We start from the raw sequence: 16,272 nt of genomic DNA, 5'->3' as shown, positions 1-16,272 counted from the left end.
GGGGTGGTTTCCGGGTGGGTTACGTGGCTGCGCGGCAGTCTGCTGATTCCTGTTACATCTCCGACGGAATACGGACATACCGGCTCCGTAGCTTCGTAGACGTAGCCACCGCCACGAAGCACGAACGAGCACGAGAAGAGCCCCGTCATGCGTAGTCCGCACCGTCGTACCACCCTCCGTACCGCCGCAGTCGTGGCCGGTGCGGCCGCCGTCCTCGCCCTTCCGGTGGGGTCCGCATTCGCGGATTCCCCGGCAGTACCGGACCCGCAGGACCTGCCCGGCGTCGAGCAGCCGTCCGTGGACCCGCAGCAGCCGCAGGTGGATCCGCAGCAGCCGCAGGTGGACCCGAGCGTCCAGCCCACCACGCCGCCGACCGTCCCGCCGACCACGCCGCCCGTGAATCCTTCGGTCCGGGACTACGTCACGACCGTGAAGCTGGCCGACGGTTCGGTCGCGAAGATCTACAAGTTCGGCGACGGCCATTTCGAGGCCGACATCTTCGCGGGTGGCACCAAGCTGGACACTCTGGTCAGCAAGGGCGGCCGGCCGGCCTACGGCCAGAACAACGGGCTGCACGTGGTCCTCCAGCCGAACGGCACCGTCACCTCGTGGGTCGAGGGCGCGACCAAGCCGGTCGAGAAGCCGGTCGAGAAACCGAAGCCGACCCCGAAGCCGGTCGAGAAGCAGGAGAACTCCGTTCAGGTCGCCATGCCCGACGGGCGCAACGCGCGGCTGATCGACGGCCCGAACGGCAAGCGCGTCGAGCTGTCGATGCCGAACGGGAACGTCTTCGGGACGATCGACCTGAAGCACCCGAGCGCGACGAACGACGGCTGGACGTACAAGCTCGTCCGGGACGGGAAGCGCGTGAAGTTCGTCGTCATCGACGGCAAGAGCGGTGGCAACAGCTGGGTCTACGACTTCACCAGCGGCAAGCTGATCGAGACGTACAAGGTCGCCAAGAGCGGCACCAAGCCCGTCAAGCCCGTCAAGCCGGTCGAGAAGGTCGAGAAGGTCGAGAAGAAGGCCGTGGAGCGGGTCGTGCCCAAGGGTGGAGTGAAGGCGGGCGCCGAAGGCATGGTCCCGGTGGCGGCGGAGACCGACACGCAGACCCCGCTGCTGCTGGCCGCCGGCGGGGGCATGGCCGCGGTGGGTGCGGCCGGGCTGGGCTTCGCGATGCTGCGCCGCAGCCGGAGCGAGCGGTCCTGACCGCGCTCCGCCCCGGACCCCGACCCCGTACGCCGGAACGGCCCGCCCCCACGGGGGACGGGCCGTTCCGGCGTTCAGCGTTCGGTGCTGCGCGGCCTACTTCGCCTCGGCGTCGCTCTCCGGCTCCGCCGGGGTCTTCGCCTTCGGCTCGGGCGCCTCGGCCTCGGCCGCGGGCTCCGCCGCCGGCTCCGCCGGGGTGTCGGCCTTCGGCTCGGACGCCTCCACCTCAGCCGCCGGCTCCGGCTCCTTCACCGGCTCCTTGGCCGGCTCCGGCTCCTTCACCGGCTCCTTGGCCGGCTCCGCCTCAACCACCGGCTCCGGCTCCGCCTCGACCTCGGGCTCGGCGACGGGCTCCGGCGTCTTCACCGAGTCCAGCAGCAGCTGCGCCACGTCCACCACCGTGACGTGTTCCTTCGCCTGGCCGTCGTTCTTCTTGCCGTTCACCGAGTCGGTGAGCATGACGAGGCAGAAGGGGCAGGCGGTGGAGACGATGTCCGGGTTCAGGGACAGGGCTTCCTCGACGCGCTCGTTGTTGATGCGCTTGCCGATCCGCTCCTCCATCCACATCCGCGCGCCACCCGCGCCACAGCAGAAGCCCCGCTCCTTGTGGCGGTGCATCTCCTGCTGGCGCAGGCCCGGCACGGCCGACATGATCTCGCGCGGCGGCGTGTAGACCTTGTTGTGCCGGCCCAGGTAGCACGGGTCGTGGTACGTGATCAGCCCGTCGACCGGGGTGACCGGCGTGAGCCGGCCCTCGTCGATCAGGTGCTGGAGCAGCTGCGTGTGGTGGATGACCTCGTACTCACCGCCCAGCTGCGGGTACTCGTTCGCGATGGTGTTGAAGCAGTGCGGGCAGGTGGAGACGATCCGCTTCGCCGACTTCGGCTTCTTGGTCTCCGGGTCCTCGTCATCCTCGCCGAACGCCATGTTCAGCATCGCGACGTTCTCCTGGGCCAGCTGCTGGAACAGCGGCTCGTTGCCCAGGCGGCGCGGGGAGTCACCCGTGCACTTCTCGTCGCCGCCCATGATCGCGAACTTGACGCCCGCGATGTTCAGCAGCTCGGCGAAGGCCTTCGTGGTCTTCTTCGCCCGGTCCTCGAGGGCACCGGCGCAGCCGACCCAGTAGAGGTAGTCGAACTCGGAGAGGTCCTCCGCGTCCTTGCCGATGATCGGGACCTCGAAGTCCACCTCCTTGGTCCACTCGACGCGCTGCTTCTTGGCCAGACCCCAGGGGTTGCCCTTCTTCTCCAGGTTCTTGAGCATCGTCCCGGCTTCGCTCGGGAAGGCGCTCTCGATCATCACCTGGTAGCGCCGCATGTCGACGATGTGGTCGATGTGCTCGATGTCCACCGGGCACTGCTCGACGCACGCGCCGCAGCTCGTGCAGGACCACAGGACGTCGGGGTCGATGACCCCGTTCTCCTCGGCCGTGCCGATCAGCGGGCGCTCGGCCTCGGCGAGGGCCGCGGCCGGGACGTTGGCCAGCTGCTCCGGCGTGGCCTTCTCGTTGCCCTCCATGTCCTTGCCGCCGCCGGCCAGCAGGTACGGGGCCTTGGCGTGCGCGTGGTCGCGCAGCGACATGATCAGGAGCTTGGGGGAGAGGGGCTTGCCCGTGTTCCAGGCGGGGCACTGCGACTGGCAGCGGCCGCACTCGGTGCACGTGGAGAAGTCGAGGATGCCCTTCCACGAGAACTGCTCGACCTGCGAGACGCCGAAGACGTCGTCCTCGCCCGGGTCTTCGAAGTCGATGACCTTGCCGCCGCTGGTCATGGGCTGGAGCGCGCCCAGCGCGACCGCGCCGTCGGCGTTGCGCTTGAACCAGATGTTCGGGAAGCCGAGGAAGCGGTGCCAGGCCACACCCATGTTGGTGTTCAGCGAAACGACGATCATCCAGATCAGCGAGGTGCCGATCTTGATCATCGCGGTGAGGTAGATGGCGTTCTGCAGCGCGCCGAGCGACATGCCCTTGAAGGCCAGCACCAGCGGGTACGAGACGAAGTACGCCGGCTCGTACGAGTCCACGTGGTGGATCGCGCCCTCGAGGCCGCGCAGGCACAGGATCGCGAGGCCGATGGTCAGGATGATGTACTCGACGAAGTACGCCTGCCAGGCCTTCGAGCCCGCGAAGCGCGACTTGCGGCCGGCCCGCGAGGGCAGCGAGGCGAGACGGATCCCCATCAGGACGAGGATGCCGAGCACGGTCATCAGGCCGATGAACTCGATGTAGAGCTCGAAGGGCAGGAAGCCGCCGACGATCGGCAGCACCCAGTCGGCCTGGAAGAGCTGGCCGTACGCCTGCAGCAGCGTCGGCGGCAGGGTCAGGAAGCCGATCGCGACGAACCAGTGCGCGAAGCCGACGAGGCCCCAGCGGTTCATCCGGCTGTGGCCGAGGAACTCCCGGGCCAGGGTGATCGTTCGGGATTTCGGGTCGTCCGTACGGCTGCCGGCCGGTACGGGCTGTCCGAGCTTCACGAAGCGGTAGATCTGCGCCACGGCTCGGGCGAGCAGCGCGACGCCGACCACGGTCAGGACCAGCGACACGATGATCGCGGCGAGTTGCATGGGAAGGCTCCTCGGGCGGCACTTACTAAGCGGTAACTTATCCAGTCAAGGCTTGAGGTTACCCAGTCCCGACGCCGCAATGTAGCCGAGCGCGCGGTGATCTGCGTCGCTCGCCCCCGCCGCGACGGGCCGCGTCCCCGCCGGGTCCTCGCCCGAGTCCCCGCCGGGTCCTCGCCCGCGTCCCCGCCGGGTCCTCGCCCGAGTCCCCGCCGGGTCCTCGCCCGAGTCCCCGCCGGGTCCTCGCCGAGTCCGCGCCGCGTCCCGCCGAGTCCCCGCCCGGTTCCCGCCTCAGAGCCGCCCGTGCCGCCAGGCCGCCCGCGGGGTCTGCGCGAGGATCGCCAGGTCCATCCCGAGCCAGTGGTTCTCCACATAGTGCCGGTCCAGCAGGTCCATCTCCTCCCACGGCAGGTCCGAACGTGCGCTCACCTGCCACAGTCCGGTCATCCCGGGCCGTACGAGGAGCCGCTCGGGCCGGTCCGACGCGCTGTTTCCGGGTCGCGGCCCGACCAGCGACATCTCGCCCCGCACGACGTTGAGCAGTTGCGGCAGCCGGTCCAGCGAGCACCGCTCCAGCGCCGCCCCGACCCGGCCCTTCCCCGCGCGCAGCCGCCAGGCCCGGTAAGGCCGCCCGGCCAGGCCCGCCGCCGGTTCGCTTACGAGGACGCCCGCGCCCTGGGTCGCGTACAGCAGGGCGGCGGTCAGCAGCAGCGGTACGAGCAGCACCCCGATCAGGAACGCCGCTCCGGCGAGGTCGAGCACCCGCTTGGCCGAAGGCCTGGCCGGCCATGGCCATGGCCCTGGCCGGGCGGGGAGGCGTAGCAGCAGAGGCATGCCTGCACCGTGCCGTACGGCTCCGGCGGCGGGGCGGTGCCGCGCGGCCGTGGTGCCCCGTTCGGGTGCGGCCCCGCCGGATCTTGCCCGTGGGCGCCCGGTCGCCCGGGCGGCGCGGCGGTTGCGCGTAAGCGCAGCCTAAAGGTTGAGCCCCCTCGACTCACCTCTGTTGACACCCGCCGAGCGGTGCGGCACTCTTGAGTCTGTTCCACTCAAGTCAGCTGGAGGAATCAAAATGGCACGTGCGGTCGGCATCGACCTGGGCACCACTAACTCCGTCGTCAGCGTTCTGGAAGGCGGAGAGCCCACCGTCATCACCAACGCCGAAGGCGCCAGGACCACGCCGTCCGTCGTCGCCTTCGCCAAGAACGGCGAGGTCCTCGTCGGCGAGGTGGCCAAGCGCCAGGCGGTCACGAACGTGGACCGGACCATCCGCTCCGTCAAGCGCCACATGGGCACTGACTGGAAGATCAACCTGGATGGCAAGGACTTCAACCCGCAGCAGATGAGCGCCTTCATCCTGCAGAAGCTGAAGCGCGACGCCGAGGCGTACCTGGGCGAGAAGGTCACGGACGCGGTCATCACCGTCCCGGCCTACTTCAACGACTCCGAGCGTCAGGCGACGAAGGAGGCCGGCGAGATCGCGGGCCTGAACGTCCTGCGTATTGTCAACGAGCCGACGGCCGCCGCCCTGGCCTACGGCCTCGACAAGGACGACCAGACCATTCTCGTCTTCGACCTCGGTGGCGGCACCTTCGACGTGTCCCTCCTGGAGATCGGCGACGGCGTCGTCGAGGTGAAGGCCACCAACGGTGACAACCACCTCGGTGGCGACGACTGGGACCAGCGCGTCGTCGACTACCTGGTGAAGCAGTTCCAGAACGGCCACGGCGTCGACCTGTCCAAGGACAAGATGGCGCTCCAGCGTCTGCGCGAGGCCGCCGAGAAGGCGAAGATCGAGCTGTCCTCCTCCACGGAGACCTCGATCAACCTGCCCTACATCACGGCTTCCGCCGAGGGCCCGCTGCACCTGGACGAGAAGCTCACGCGCTCGCAGTTCCAGCAGCTCACCGCGGACCTGCTCGACCGCTGCAAGGCCCCGTTCCACAACGTCATCAAGGACGCGGGCATCAACCTGTCCGAGATCGACCACGTGGTCCTGGTCGGCGGCTCCACCCGCATGCCGGCCGTCGCCGAGCTCGTCAAGGAGCTCACCGGCGGTCAGGACGCCAACAAGGGCGTCAACCCGGACGAGGTCGTCGCCCTCGGCGCGACCCTCCAGGCGGGCGTTCTCAAGGGTGAGGTCAAGGACGTCCTGCTCCTCGACGTGACCCCGCTGTCCCTGGGTATCGAAACCAAGGGCGGCATCATGACCAAGCTCATCGAGCGCAACACCACGATCCCGACCAAGCGGTCCGAGATCTTCACGACGGCCGAGGACAACCAGCCGTCCGTGCAGATCCAGGTCTACCAGGGCGAGCGCGAGATCGCGGCGTACAACAAGAAGCTCGGCATGTTCGAGCTGACCGGCCTGCCGCCGGCCCCGCGTGGCGTCCCGCAGATCGAGGTCTCCTTCGACATCGACGCGAACGGCATCATGCACGTCACTGCCAAGGACCTGGGCACTGGCAAGGAGCAGAAGATGACCGTCACCGGCGGCTCTTCCCTCGCCAAGGACGAGGTCGACCGCATGCGCCAGGAGGCGGAGCAGTACGCGGACGAGGACTCCCGCCGCAAGGAGGCGGCCGAGTCCCGCAACCAGGGCGAGCAGCTCGTCTACCAGACGGAGAAGTTCGTCAAGGACAACGAGGACAAGGTCCCGGCCGACGTCAAGGAAGAGGTCGAGGCCTCCATCGCCGAGCTGAAGGAAAAGCTCAAGGGCGAGGACGCCGCCGAGATCCGCACCGCGACCGAGAAGCTCGGTGCCGTCAGCCAGAAGCTCGGCCAGGCGATCTACGCCGACGCCCAGGCCGCCCAGGCCGCCGGTGGCGCGCCGACCGGTGACGCCGGCCAGGCCGACGCCAACGACGACGTCGTCGACGCCGAGATCGTCGACGACGAGAAGCCGAAGGGTGGCGCTGCCTGATGTCGGAGGAGACCCCGGGCTTCGACGAGAAGCCCGAAGTCCCCGCCGACGCCGCGCCTGACGACGCCGCCGAGCCGAAGGCCGCAGCTTCCTCCAAGGAGGAGGCCGCGGCCCCGGCCGGGGACTCCGGAGCAGCACAGGATGTCGCTCTCCTGGCCCAGCTGGACCAGGCCCGTACCGCGCTCGGCGAGCGCACCGCGGACCTCCAGCGGCTCCAGGCGGAGTACCAGAACTACCGCCGCCGGGTGGAGCGGGACCGGATCGCCGTCAAGGAGATCGCGGTCGCGTCCCTCCTGACGGAGCTCCTCCCGACCCTGGACGACATCGGCCGGGCGCGGGAACATGGCGAACTGGTCGGCGGCTTCAAGTCGGTGGCCGAATCGCTGGAGACCGCCGCGGCCAAGATGGGCCTGCAGCAGTTCGGCAAGGAGGGCGAGCCCTTCGACCCGACGATCCACGAGGCACTGATGCACTCGTACGCGCCGGACGTCACCGAGGACACCTGCGTGGCGATCCTGCAGCCGGGGTACCGCATCGGCGAGCGTACGATCCGTCCCGCGCGGGTCGCGGTGGCCGAGCCCCAGCCGGGCACGGCGCCGAAGTCCGAGGCGGCGGAGGGCGCGTCCGCGGCCGACTCGTCGGACGAGGACGCGGATGCCCCCGACAAGGGCTGACGCTGAGCCGCCCTTTGCACGACATGCAGGACAAGAAGTAGCGCGAGAGGAGGGACACCGGGGATGAGCACGAAGGACTTCGTCGAGAAGGACTACTACAAGGTCCTCGGTGTCCCGAAGGACGCCACCGAGGCCGAGATCAAGAAGGCGTACCGGAAGCTCGCCCGCGAGTTCCACCCGGACGCCAACAAGGGCGACTCCTCGGCCGAGGAGCGCTTCAAGGAGATCTCCGAGGCGAACGACATCCTCGGCGACCCGAAGAAGCGCAAGGAATACGACGAGGCCCGCGCCCTGTTCGGGAACGGCGGCTTCCGCCCCGGTCCCGGCGGGGGCGGCGGCTCGTTCAACTTCGACCTCGGCGACCTCTTCGGAGGCCAGCCGCAGGGCGGGGCGGGCGGCGGCTTCGGCGGCGGCGGCCTGGGCGACGTCTTCGGCGGCCTGTTCAACCGCGGCGGCGCCGGTGCGGGTGCGGGCACCCGTACCCAGCCGCGCCGCGGGCAGGACATCGAATCGGAGGTCACCCTCTCCTTCACGGAGGCGGTGGACGGGGCCACGGTCCCGCTCCGGATGTCCTCGCAGGCTCCCTGCAAGGCCTGTTCGGGCACCGGCGACAAGAACGGCACGCCCCGCGTGTGCCCGACCTGCGTCGGCACCGGTCAGGTCTCGCGCGGCAGCGGCGGCGGCTTCTCGCTGACCGACCCCTGCGCGGACTGCAAGGGCCGCGGCCTCATCGCCGAGACCCCGTGCGACATCTGCAAGGGCAGCGGGCGGGCCCGCAGTTCCCGGACCATGCAGGTCCGGATCCCGGCGGGGGTCTCCGACTCCCAGCGGATCCGGCTGCGCGGCAAGGGAGCTCCGGGCGAGCGCGGCGGCCCGGCCGGTGACCTGTACGTGGTCGTGCACGTGGACGCGCACCCGGTCTTCGGCCGCAAGGACGACAACCTCACGGTGACCGTTCCGGTGACCTTCGCGGAGGCGGCGCTGGGAGCCGACATCAAGGTCCCGACCTTGAACGGCCCCTCGGTGACGCTGAAGCTGCCCCCGGGCACCCCGGCCGGCCGCACGATGCGGGCCCGCGGCAAGGGAGCGGTCCGCAAGGACGGCACCCGCGGCGACCTGCTGGTGACGGTGGAGGTGGCGGTCCCGACCGAGCTGAACGACAAGGCCCGCGAGGCCATGGAGCTGTACCGCGAGGCGACGGAGTCCGAGGACCCGCGTTCCGCGTTGTTCGAGTCCGCGAAGGGAGCATGACATGGACGGCCGCCGCAGGAGCCACTACCAGCTCACCGATGAGACCCCGGTCTACGTGATCTCGGTGGCCGCCCAGCTCTCGGGCCTGCATCCGCAGACCCTGCGCCAGTACGACCGCCTCGGCCTGGTCTCCCCGGGCCGTACGGCCGGGCGCGGCCGGCGCTACTCGGCCCGTGACATCGAACTGCTCCGCACGGTGCAGGCGCTGTCCCAGGAAGAGGGCATCAACCTGGCCGGCATCAAGCGGATCATCGAGCTGGAGAACCAGGTCGCCGCGCTCCAGCAGCGCGTGGCCGAGCTCTCGACGGCCGTCGACGGAGCCGCGGCCGTCCTCCGGCAGCGCGAGGCCCAGGTGCACGCCTCGTACCGGCGCGACCTGGTCCCGTACCAGGCTCCGCAGCCGGGCAGTGCCCTGGTCGTCTGGCGGCCGGCGCCGAAGCGCCCGCTGGACTGAGCGGGCCCCGGCAGGACCCGTACGCCGGTACGCCGGCGGGACGCCCCCTTGTGCGCGGGCCCCGCCCGGACCCTTCCCGAAGGGCCTGGGCGGGGCCTTTGCGCGTGTCCGCCGGCCGTATCCGTCCCCACCCGCTCCCACCACCCGTCCGCGCCCCTCAGCGTCACCGAGCGTCCGTCAGCGCGGCTCCAGCGGCCCCTCGGCGTCTCCGGGGCCCGAGTCGTGCAGGATGCCGGATTCGGCGATGAGGTAGCCCAGTTGGGCCCTGCTGCCGCTGCCCAGGGCGGTGGCCAGTTTGGCGATGTGCGCGCGGCAGGTCCGCACGTTCATGCCCAGCCGCCGGGCGATGGCCTCGTCGACGTGCCCCTCGATGAGGAGGTGGGCGATGGTGCGCTGCACTCCGGAGATCCCGTCCGGGCTGTGCGTGTACGTGACCTTGTCGTTCAGCGGCACGGCCCTGCGCCACAGCTGCTCGAAGACCTTGATGAGGTACTCGATCAGCCCGGGGTGCCGCAGTTCCAGGGCCACCCGCCGGTCGTGACTCGCGGGGATGAAGGCCACCGTCCGGTCGAAGATCATGAGACGCTCGATCAGCTCTTCCAGCGTGCGGATCTCCACCTTGCCCGTGGAGATCCTGTCCACGTAGGCGAGCGTGCCCTGGCTGTGCCGCACGGTGTGCTGGTAGAGCGTGCGGATCTTCACCCCGCGGTCGATCATCGGCGAGGCCCGCTCCAGGGACTGGCTGAGACTGAAAGTCGGCCGGGCGCCGCCCGGCTGGACGGTCAGGGCCTCGGTGTGACACTCGGCGGTGGCCAGGTCGATGGCGGCGTTGATCTGGTCGAGTCCCTCCAGCACCGTGATGGCGTGGGTGTTGGCGGGGCTCTGGGCGCTGAGGGCGAGGAACGGCTCGAAAGCGTCGGTGAGATCCACGGCGGTTCGCCTGCGGTCCTGGATCTCGCGCTCGATCGGGTGGAGCCGTTGGGCGAGTGCGACGGACGGGGGAACCGCGCGCAGCTGGTTCGCGTCGTCCGGGTCGGGGCGCAGCAGAGCGAATTCGAGCAGGCAGGGGGCGTTCTTGACTTCGCCGCGGGCGACGCGGCCGGCGCTCAGGGCCGCTGCGTACAGTCGGGTTCCCTCGGCGCACATCTCCGTGACGGGGTGGTGATGCGTCGGGTTTGTTGTGCTTTGCGGCAAATCTCCACCCCCCAGGGTCCTGAACATGTAAGAACATGATGCATCGTCCCTGTGGCACTGACGTGCCTGAATGAGCCATCGTCTGTCAGTGCGGGGGAGAAGATTCCATCAAGTGAGGACGAAGCCGACCATGTATAAGAGAATGCTTCGCTCGGCGCTTGCCGTTGTTTTCTCCGTCGTCGCGATCTTTGGGGCAGTCGCCGCCGTCAACGGGGACACGGGAAGCGCTGGTACCAGTGCGATTGCACCGGCCGAGAAGAAGGTCGGGAACGACTTCGGCTGGGAAACCATCCCTGCGCGGGTTTCCTGATGACCCCCGACGACCACGGATTCCGCCGTGAAATGGCATCGGCCTACCGCTCCGGCTGGCAGTTCATCGATCTCACGAGTGCCATTCCTTACGCCGGTGACTCGCTGAAGGTCACCCTCTTCGGCCAGCCCATCATCGTGGTGCGGGAAGAGGACGAGGACGTCCGCGCCTACCGCTGTCTGCGTCGTCCCCGGGGCGCGCCGCAGCCCGTCCGCTGCGAGATCCGGTACGGCATGGTCTTCGTCAATCTGGACCAGCGTGATCACCAACTTTTCGAGCCCGACTCCGCCGCCACCCCCCGCAGTGCCTGAAGCGATTCCCCTGTCGTCGCAGATCGCTCAGGCACTACCCCCACACAGCGACGCCATCGTGGACCTGACCACGATGGCGTCGCTGTGATGTCCGTGTCCAGTGGTTGAACCGGACATCATCGAACGGGCCACGGCCGGACCGGACATCGCCGGACCGGGCGCCGCCGGCTACGCGCGCCCCATGGCCCGGTCCAGGGCGATCTCCACGACCACCCGGTCCGGGTTCGGCGAGGGCGTGCGCCCGTACCGCTCCGCGTAGCGCCGTACCGCCTCCGCGACCGCGGCCTCGTCCGTACGGACCACCGCGCGGCCCTCCAGGGTCGCCCAGCGTCGCCCCTCCAGCTGGCACACCGCCACCCGGGCCCCGCCCTGCGGGCCGCCCTGCGACGCCAGCACGTTGCGGACCTTCTTGCTGTTCTTGTTGCTGATCACCCGTGCCAGGCCGGCTTCCGGGTCGTAGGTCACGCCCACCGGGACCACGTGCGGGCTGCCGTCGGGACGGTGCGTGGTCAGCGTGCAGATGTGCCGCTCCCGCCAGAAGGCGAGGTACTCCGGCGTCGGGTTGAGTACGTCTTGGGTCGGGCGGGCCGTGCCGGCCGGGATGGGAGTCGACATGCGCGAAGGGTACGTCGCGCCACCTTGAGTGGAATAGACTCAACTTTGTGCAGGTTGCTCATGTAAAGCACACGCAGTAGGGAACCGAAGCAGGAAGGGAGAAGCCGCCCGTGGATGCGGAGCTGACCAACAGGAGCCGGGACGCGCTGAACGCGGCCACGACCAGGGCCGTCAAGGACGGGCACGCGGATCTGACGCCCGCGCACCTGCTGCTGGCGCTGCTCGCCGGCGAGGACAACGAGAACATCACCGATCTGCTCGCCGCGACCGACGCCGACCAGGCCGCCGTACGCGCCGGGGCGGACCGTCTGCTGGCCGCGCTGCCCAGCGTCACGGGCTCCACGGTCGCGCCCCCGCAGCCCACCCGCGAGCTGCTCGCCGTACTGGCGGAGGCCGACGCGCAGGCCGGGAAGCTCGGCGACGAGTACCTCTCCACCGAACACCTACTCATCGCCATCGCCGCCAAGGGCGGCGCGGCCGGTGAGCTCCTTTCCGCACAGGGCGCGACCGCGAAGAAGCTGCGCGAGGCCTTCGAGAACGCAAGAGGAGGGCGGCGGGTGACCACCCCCGACCCCGAGGGCCAGTACAAGGCCCTGGAGAAGTTCGGCACCGATTTCACGGCGGCCGCCCGCGAGGGCAAGCTCGACCCGGTCATCGGCCGTGACCACGAGATCCGCCGCGTCGTCCAGGTGCTCTCGCGCCGTACGAAGAACAACCCGGTGCTCATCGGCGAGCCCGGCGTCGGCAAGACCGCCGTCGTCGAGGGCCTGGCCCAGCGCATCGTCAAGGGTGACGTCCCCGAGTCCCTGAAGAACAAGCGGCTGGTCTCCCTGGACCTCGGCGCGATGGTGGCCGGTGCCAAGTACCGCGGCGAGTTCGAGGAGCGGCTCAAGACCGTCCTCGCGGAGATCAAGTCCAGCGACGGCCAGATCATCACCTTCATCGACGAGCTGCACACGGTCGTCGGAGCGGGCGCCGGCGGGGACTCCTCCATGGACGCGGGCAACATGCTCAAGCCCATGCTGGCCCGCGGCGAGCTGCGCATGGTCGGCGCGACCACCCTCGACGAGTACCGCGAGCGGATCGAGAAGGACCCGGCGCTGGAGCGCCGCTTCCAGCAGGTGCTGGTGGCGGAGCCGAGCGTCGAGGACACCATCGCGATCCTGCGCGGGCTCAAGGGCCGCTACGAGGCCCACCACAAGGTCGTCATCAACGACAGCGCGCTCGTCGCCGCGGCCACCCTCTCCGACCGCTACATCACCTCCCGGTTCCTGCCCGACAAGGCCATCGACCTCGTCGACGAGTCCATGTCCCGGCTCCGCATGGAGATCGACTCCTCCCCGCTGGAGATCGACGAGCTCCAGCGCTCGGTCGACCGCCTGCGCATGGAGGAGCTGGCCCTGAACAACGAGTCCGACGCGGCCTCGCGCGAACGCCTCGACAAGATCCGCAAGGACCTCGCGGACAAGGAGGAGGACCTGCGGGGCCTCACCGCCCGCTGGGAGAAGGAGAAGCAGTCCCTCAACCGGGTCGGCGAGCTCAAGGAGCGCCTGGACGACCTGCGCGGCCAGGCCGAGCGCGCCCAGCGCGACGGGGACTTCGACACCGCCTCCAAGCTCCTCTACGGAGAGATTCCGGCCCTGGAGCACGAGCTCGCGGAGGCCACCGAGGCCGAGGCCGAGGTCTCCAGGGACACCATGGTCAAGGACGAGGTCGGCCCGGACGACATCGCGGACGTGGTCGGCGCCTGGACGGGCATTCCGGCCGGCCGCCTCCTGGAGGGCGAGACCCAGAAGCTCCTGCGCATGGAGGAGGAGCTGGGCCGCCGCCTGATCGGCCAGGGCGAGGCCGTGCGCGCCGTCTCCGACGCCGTGCGCCGCACCCGCGCGGGCATCGCGGACCCGGACCGGCCGACCGGCTCGTTCCTCTTCCTCGGGCCGACCGGCGTGGGCAAGACGGAGCTGGCCAAGGCCCTCGCGGACTTCCTCTTCGACGACGAGCGGGCCATGATCCGCATCGACATGTCGGAGTACGGCGAGAAGCACAGCGTGGCCCGCCTCGTCGGCGCGCCGCCCGGCTACGTGGGCTACGAGGAGGGCGGCCAGCTGACGGAGGCCGTCCGCAGGCGCCCGTACTCCGTCGTCCTCCTGGACGAGGTCGAGAAGGCCCACCCCGAGGTCTTCGACGTCCTGCTCCAGGTCCTCGACGACGGCCGCCTCACGGACGGCCAGGGCCGCACCGTGGACTTCCGCAACACCATCCTGATCCTGACCTCGAACCTGGGGTCGCAGTTCCTCATGGATCCGTCCACAGCTGTGGACGAGAAGAAGGCCCGGGTCCTGGACGTGGTGCGGGCCACCTTCAAGCCGGAGTTCCTCAACCGCCTCGACGACCTGGTGGTCTTCTCCGCCCTGAGCGGGGCCGAGCTGGCCCACATCGCCGAGCTCCAGATCGGCCGCCTCGCCAAGCGGCTCGCCGAACGCCGCCTGGCCCTGGACGTCACTCCCGAGGCCCTGGCCTGGCTGGCGGACAAGGGCAACGACCCGGCGTACGGCGCCCGCCCCCTGCGCCGCCTGATCCAGACGGCCATCGGCGACCGCCTGGCCAAGGAGATCCTCTCGGGCGAGATCCGCGACGGCGACACCGTCCGCGTCTCCGTGGCGGGCGACGGCCTGCTGGTGGGCAAGGCGCTGTAGCCACCCGGTCCCGAGCCACCCGGTCCCGTCACCGGCCACCCGGTCCCGTCACCCGGAGTGACAAGGCGCGGCAATCCGCCGCAATACCGCCTCAGCCGGGTCCCGGAATCCCCGGGGCCCGGCTTACCCGGGCCATACTCCTGTCCGCCCTGCGCGGATCGGGCCCTTCCGGGGTGGACACGGGGTGGGCGCGATGGGGGAGGATGGCCGCATCCGCACGAAGGGAAGTCACACGGTGAGCATCGACCCGGCCTCGATTCCGAACTTCGGAGGGCAGCAGCCCGATCCGCAGGCCACAGGACCGGCGGGCCCCGTCGTCCCCGACCAGGATCTGGTCAAGCAGCTCCTGGAGCAGATGGAGCTCAAGTACGTCGTCGACGACGAGGGCGACCTCGCGGCGCCGTGGGAGGACTTCCGCACGTACTTCATGTTCCGCGGTGAGGACGAGCAGCAGGTCTTCTCCGTGCGGACGTTCTACGACCGCCCGCACAAGATCGAAGAGAAGGCTCAGCTCCTCGAGTCGATCGACGACTGGAACCGCCGCACGCTGTGGCCCAAGGTCTACAGCCACACGCACGACGACGGCTCCGTCCGCCTGATCGGCGAGGCGCAGATGCTGATCGGCACCGGCGTGAACCTGGAGCACTTCGTGTCCTCCACGGTCAGCTGGGTCCGCGCGTCGATCGAGTTCGACAAGTGGCTCGTCGAGCAGTTCGGCCTGGAGAAGGAAGTCGACTCCGCCGACGAGAAGGCCGACGGCGAAGGCGAAGACGGCGACAGCGAGACCAACTAGGTCCTCGCGGTCCGCGTCCCACCCCTCACGGCGCCACTCCGGACACGAGCAGCAGGTACGGCCCGTATCCGTACGAGAGCCCGGCCAGCACCACGGTCACCACGACCGCGGTGCGCGGCCGGGCTTTCGCCATGAGGGCCACGGCCGGCAGCAGCAGCGGGAACGCGGGCAGCAGGAAGCGCGGCTTCGATTCGAAGAAGCCCGCGCCGCCGTAAGTCATCACCAGCAGCACGCCCGTGTACACGAGCAGCGGCAGCGGGATCCTCCGATCGGCCGCCAGTAGTCCGGCGAGCACCAGCGCGGACGTCAGCAGGACCACCGTCACGGTCGTGGCGAGCTCCACCTGCCCGATGCCGGACAGCGCGTGCCGCGCGGAGCGCAGCGCCCCCGCGCCGAAGTCGAAGCGCGAGCCCCAGCCGCTCTGGACGGCGAAGTAGCCTCCGAGCGGATCCCCCCGGCGCACGCCGACGAGCAGGACGTACGAGGCCCAGCCCGCGGGAGCGGCCAGCCCCGCGGCCCACACCGCCGCGGGCGCGCGGCCCCGGCGCCGGCAGATCTCGTACGCGGCGGCCGCCGTCACGGCCGCGGCGACCGCGATGCCGGTGGGCCGGGTCAGCCCCGCGAGGACGGCGAGCCCCGCCGCCCAGCCCCAGCGGCCGCGCAGCAGGGCGTACAGGGCCCAGGCGGCGAAGGCCGCCAGCAGGGGCTCGGTGTAGGCCAGGGTCAGCATCAGGGCGTGCGGCAGTACGGCCCACAGCGCGACGAGCAGCACCCCGGCGCGGGCCCCCAGCAGGTGCTCCCCGACCCGGTACACCCCGACGGCGGCCGCGCCCGCCGCGATCCAGGCCACGGCCAGCGCGGCGACGGTGAGGGAGCCGGGCAGCAGGGCGGAGGCGCAGCGGATCAGGGTGGGGTAGAGCGGGAAGAACGCGGAATCGCTCTGTACGGACCCGATGCCGGGATAGATCTGGGTCCGCCCGTACCCGTACTCGGCGATCCGCAGGTACCAGACGGAGTCCCAGGACTCCCCGAGCACCCGTACGGGGCTGCGCCCGGTCCACCAGGCCGCCACGGCGACCGCCAGCACCCCGGCCCCGCGCAGGGCCGCGTACACCCCGAGCGCAAGGACGGAGCCCGGGATCCGGCCGGACCGGCTGGTGCGCCGCGCGGGCCGTGCGCCGTTCGACAGCGTTTCCGTCGCCATGCGTCCCGTCCTTCTGGGGCTCCCGGTCGGGGTCGCCACGATGGAGGAACACTACGACGCCAGGGCCGCCGGGCCTCCGGGG

At 70.2% G+C, this 16,272-nt stretch carries 13 protein-coding genes; 8 read left to right on the top strand and 5 right to left on the bottom strand.

Features of this window, described 5'->3' with window-relative positions; translation table 11 throughout:
• The first annotated feature begins 147 nt into the window (after window positions 1-147).
• The gene (locus tag ACFYM0_RS24350) at window positions 148-1,209 is read left to right on the top strand and encodes a hypothetical protein (protein ID WP_388504758.1); all 1,062 of its coding nucleotides are present in this window, start codon (window positions 148-150) and stop codon (window positions 1,207-1,209) included.
• 96 nt (window positions 1,210-1,305) lie between these two features.
• On the opposite strand, the gene ACFYM0_RS24345 is transcribed toward ACFYM0_RS24350, so the two are convergent.
• A complete protein-coding gene (locus ACFYM0_RS24345; protein ID WP_388504755.1) occupies window positions 1,306-3,771 on the bottom strand; it encodes a heterodisulfide reductase-related iron-sulfur binding cluster in 2,466 nt (821 codons plus the stop codon).
• Between the two features lie 288 nt (window positions 3,772-4,059).
• Window positions 4,060-4,602 (bottom strand): sugar transferase, encoded by a 543-nt coding sequence (locus ACFYM0_RS24340; RefSeq protein WP_388504753.1) that lies wholly within the window; start codon window positions 4,600-4,602, stop codon window positions 4,060-4,062.
• 235 nt (window positions 4,603-4,837) lie between these two features.
• Here ACFYM0_RS24340 and dnaK point away from each other — a divergent pair, with 235 nt between their 5' ends.
• From dnaK to ACFYM0_RS24320, 4 genes are all read left to right on the top strand, one after another.
• Window positions 4,838-6,688, top strand: a complete 1,851-nt coding sequence (dnaK, locus tag ACFYM0_RS24335) for a molecular chaperone DnaK (RefSeq protein ID WP_388504750.1) — start codon at window positions 4,838-4,840, stop codon at window positions 6,686-6,688.
• A complete protein-coding gene (grpE, locus tag ACFYM0_RS24330) occupies window positions 6,688-7,362 on the top strand; it encodes a nucleotide exchange factor GrpE (protein ID WP_388504747.1) in 675 nt (224 codons plus the stop codon). The genes dnaK and grpE overlap by 1 nt, the downstream gene beginning before the upstream one ends.
• Window positions 7,363-7,425: 63 nt before the next feature.
• Window positions 7,426-8,613 carry a molecular chaperone DnaJ gene (gene dnaJ / locus ACFYM0_RS24325; RefSeq protein ID WP_388504745.1) on the top strand — a complete coding sequence of 396 codons (1,188 nt, stop codon included), beginning with the start codon at window positions 7,426-7,428 and terminating at the stop codon, window positions 8,611-8,613.
• Between the two features lies 1 nt (window position 8,614).
• A complete protein-coding gene (locus tag ACFYM0_RS24320; protein WP_388504742.1) occupies window positions 8,615-9,067 on the top strand; it encodes a heat shock protein transcriptional repressor HspR in 453 nt (150 codons plus the stop codon).
• Between the two features lie 177 nt (window positions 9,068-9,244).
• Here the strand turns inward: ACFYM0_RS24320 and ACFYM0_RS24315 are convergent, their stop codons facing one another.
• Window positions 9,245-10,288 (bottom strand): helix-turn-helix transcriptional regulator, encoded by a 1,044-nt coding sequence (locus ACFYM0_RS24315; protein ID WP_388504739.1) that lies wholly within the window; start codon window positions 10,286-10,288, stop codon window positions 9,245-9,247.
• A 282-nt stretch (window positions 10,289-10,570) separates the two neighbouring features.
• Here ACFYM0_RS24315 and ACFYM0_RS24310 point away from each other — a divergent pair, with 282 nt between their 5' ends.
• Window positions 10,571-10,882 (top strand): (2Fe-2S)-binding protein, encoded by a 312-nt coding sequence (locus ACFYM0_RS24310; protein ID WP_388504736.1) that lies wholly within the window; start codon window positions 10,571-10,573, stop codon window positions 10,880-10,882.
• A 168-nt stretch (window positions 10,883-11,050) separates the two neighbouring features.
• Here ACFYM0_RS24310 and ACFYM0_RS24305 read toward each other — a convergent pair whose 3' ends face one another.
• Window positions 11,051-11,497, bottom strand: a complete 447-nt coding sequence (locus tag ACFYM0_RS24305) for a pyridoxamine 5'-phosphate oxidase family protein (protein ID WP_388504735.1) — start codon at window positions 11,495-11,497, stop codon at window positions 11,051-11,053.
• A 110-nt stretch (window positions 11,498-11,607) separates the two neighbouring features.
• Here ACFYM0_RS24305 and clpB point away from each other — a divergent pair, with 110 nt between their 5' ends.
• Both clpB and ACFYM0_RS24295 read left to right on the top strand, forming a co-directional pair.
• Window positions 11,608-14,193: an ATP-dependent chaperone ClpB gene (gene clpB / locus ACFYM0_RS24300; RefSeq protein WP_388504733.1), complete on the top strand. Its 2,586-nt coding sequence runs from the start codon at window positions 11,608-11,610 to the stop codon at window positions 14,191-14,193.
• A 235-nt stretch (window positions 14,194-14,428) separates the two neighbouring features.
• Window positions 14,429-14,986, top strand: coding sequence for a YbjN domain-containing protein (locus ACFYM0_RS24295; protein ID WP_327254071.1), 558 nt, complete (start codon window positions 14,429-14,431; stop codon window positions 14,984-14,986).
• 25 nt (window positions 14,987-15,011) lie between these two features.
• Here the strand turns inward: ACFYM0_RS24295 and ACFYM0_RS24290 are convergent, their stop codons facing one another.
• Window positions 15,012-16,190, bottom strand: coding sequence for a mannosyltransferase family protein (locus tag ACFYM0_RS24290; protein WP_388504731.1), 1,179 nt, complete (start codon window positions 16,188-16,190; stop codon window positions 15,012-15,014).
• Between the last annotated feature and the right edge of the window lie 82 nt (window positions 16,191-16,272).

This window comes from Streptomyces sp. NPDC006487 (assembly GCF_042870555.1).
Taxonomy (GTDB): domain Bacteria; phylum Actinomycetota; class Actinomycetes; order Streptomycetales; family Streptomycetaceae; genus Streptomyces.
The sequence above is the reverse complement of the archived record's forward strand: the minus strand, read 5'-3'. Positions and strand labels throughout refer to the sequence as shown.

Coding starts and splice junctions, on each gene's coding strand:
- dnaK (WP_388504750.1), top strand. CDS start 4,838: ATGGCACGTGCGGTCGGCATCGACCTGGGCACCACTAACTCCGTCGTC.
- ACFYM0_RS24345 (WP_388504755.1), bottom strand. CDS start 3,771: ATGCAACTCGCCGCGATCATCGTGTCGCTGGTCCTGACCGTGGTCGGC.
- ACFYM0_RS24350 (WP_388504758.1), top strand. CDS start 148: ATGCGTAGTCCGCACCGTCGTACCACCCTCCGTACCGCCGCAGTCGTG.
- ACFYM0_RS24305 (WP_388504735.1), bottom strand. CDS start 11,497: ATGTCGACTCCCATCCCGGCCGGCACGGCCCGCCCGACCCAAGACGTA.
- ACFYM0_RS24315 (WP_388504739.1), bottom strand. CDS start 10,288: ATGTTCAGGACCCTGGGGGGTGGAGATTTGCCGCAAAGCACAACAAAC.
- ACFYM0_RS24290 (WP_388504731.1), bottom strand. CDS start 16,190: ATGGCGACGGAAACGCTGTCGAACGGCGCACGGCCCGCGCGGCGCACC.
- grpE (WP_388504747.1), top strand. CDS start 6,688: ATGTCGGAGGAGACCCCGGGCTTCGACGAGAAGCCCGAAGTCCCCGCC.
- dnaJ (WP_388504745.1), top strand. CDS start 7,426: ATGAGCACGAAGGACTTCGTCGAGAAGGACTACTACAAGGTCCTCGGT.
- ACFYM0_RS24320 (WP_388504742.1), top strand. CDS start 8,615: ATGGACGGCCGCCGCAGGAGCCACTACCAGCTCACCGATGAGACCCCG.
- ACFYM0_RS24310 (WP_388504736.1), top strand. CDS start 10,571: ATGACCCCCGACGACCACGGATTCCGCCGTGAAATGGCATCGGCCTAC.
- ACFYM0_RS24340 (WP_388504753.1), bottom strand. CDS start 4,602: ATGCCTCTGCTGCTACGCCTCCCCGCCCGGCCAGGGCCATGGCCATGG.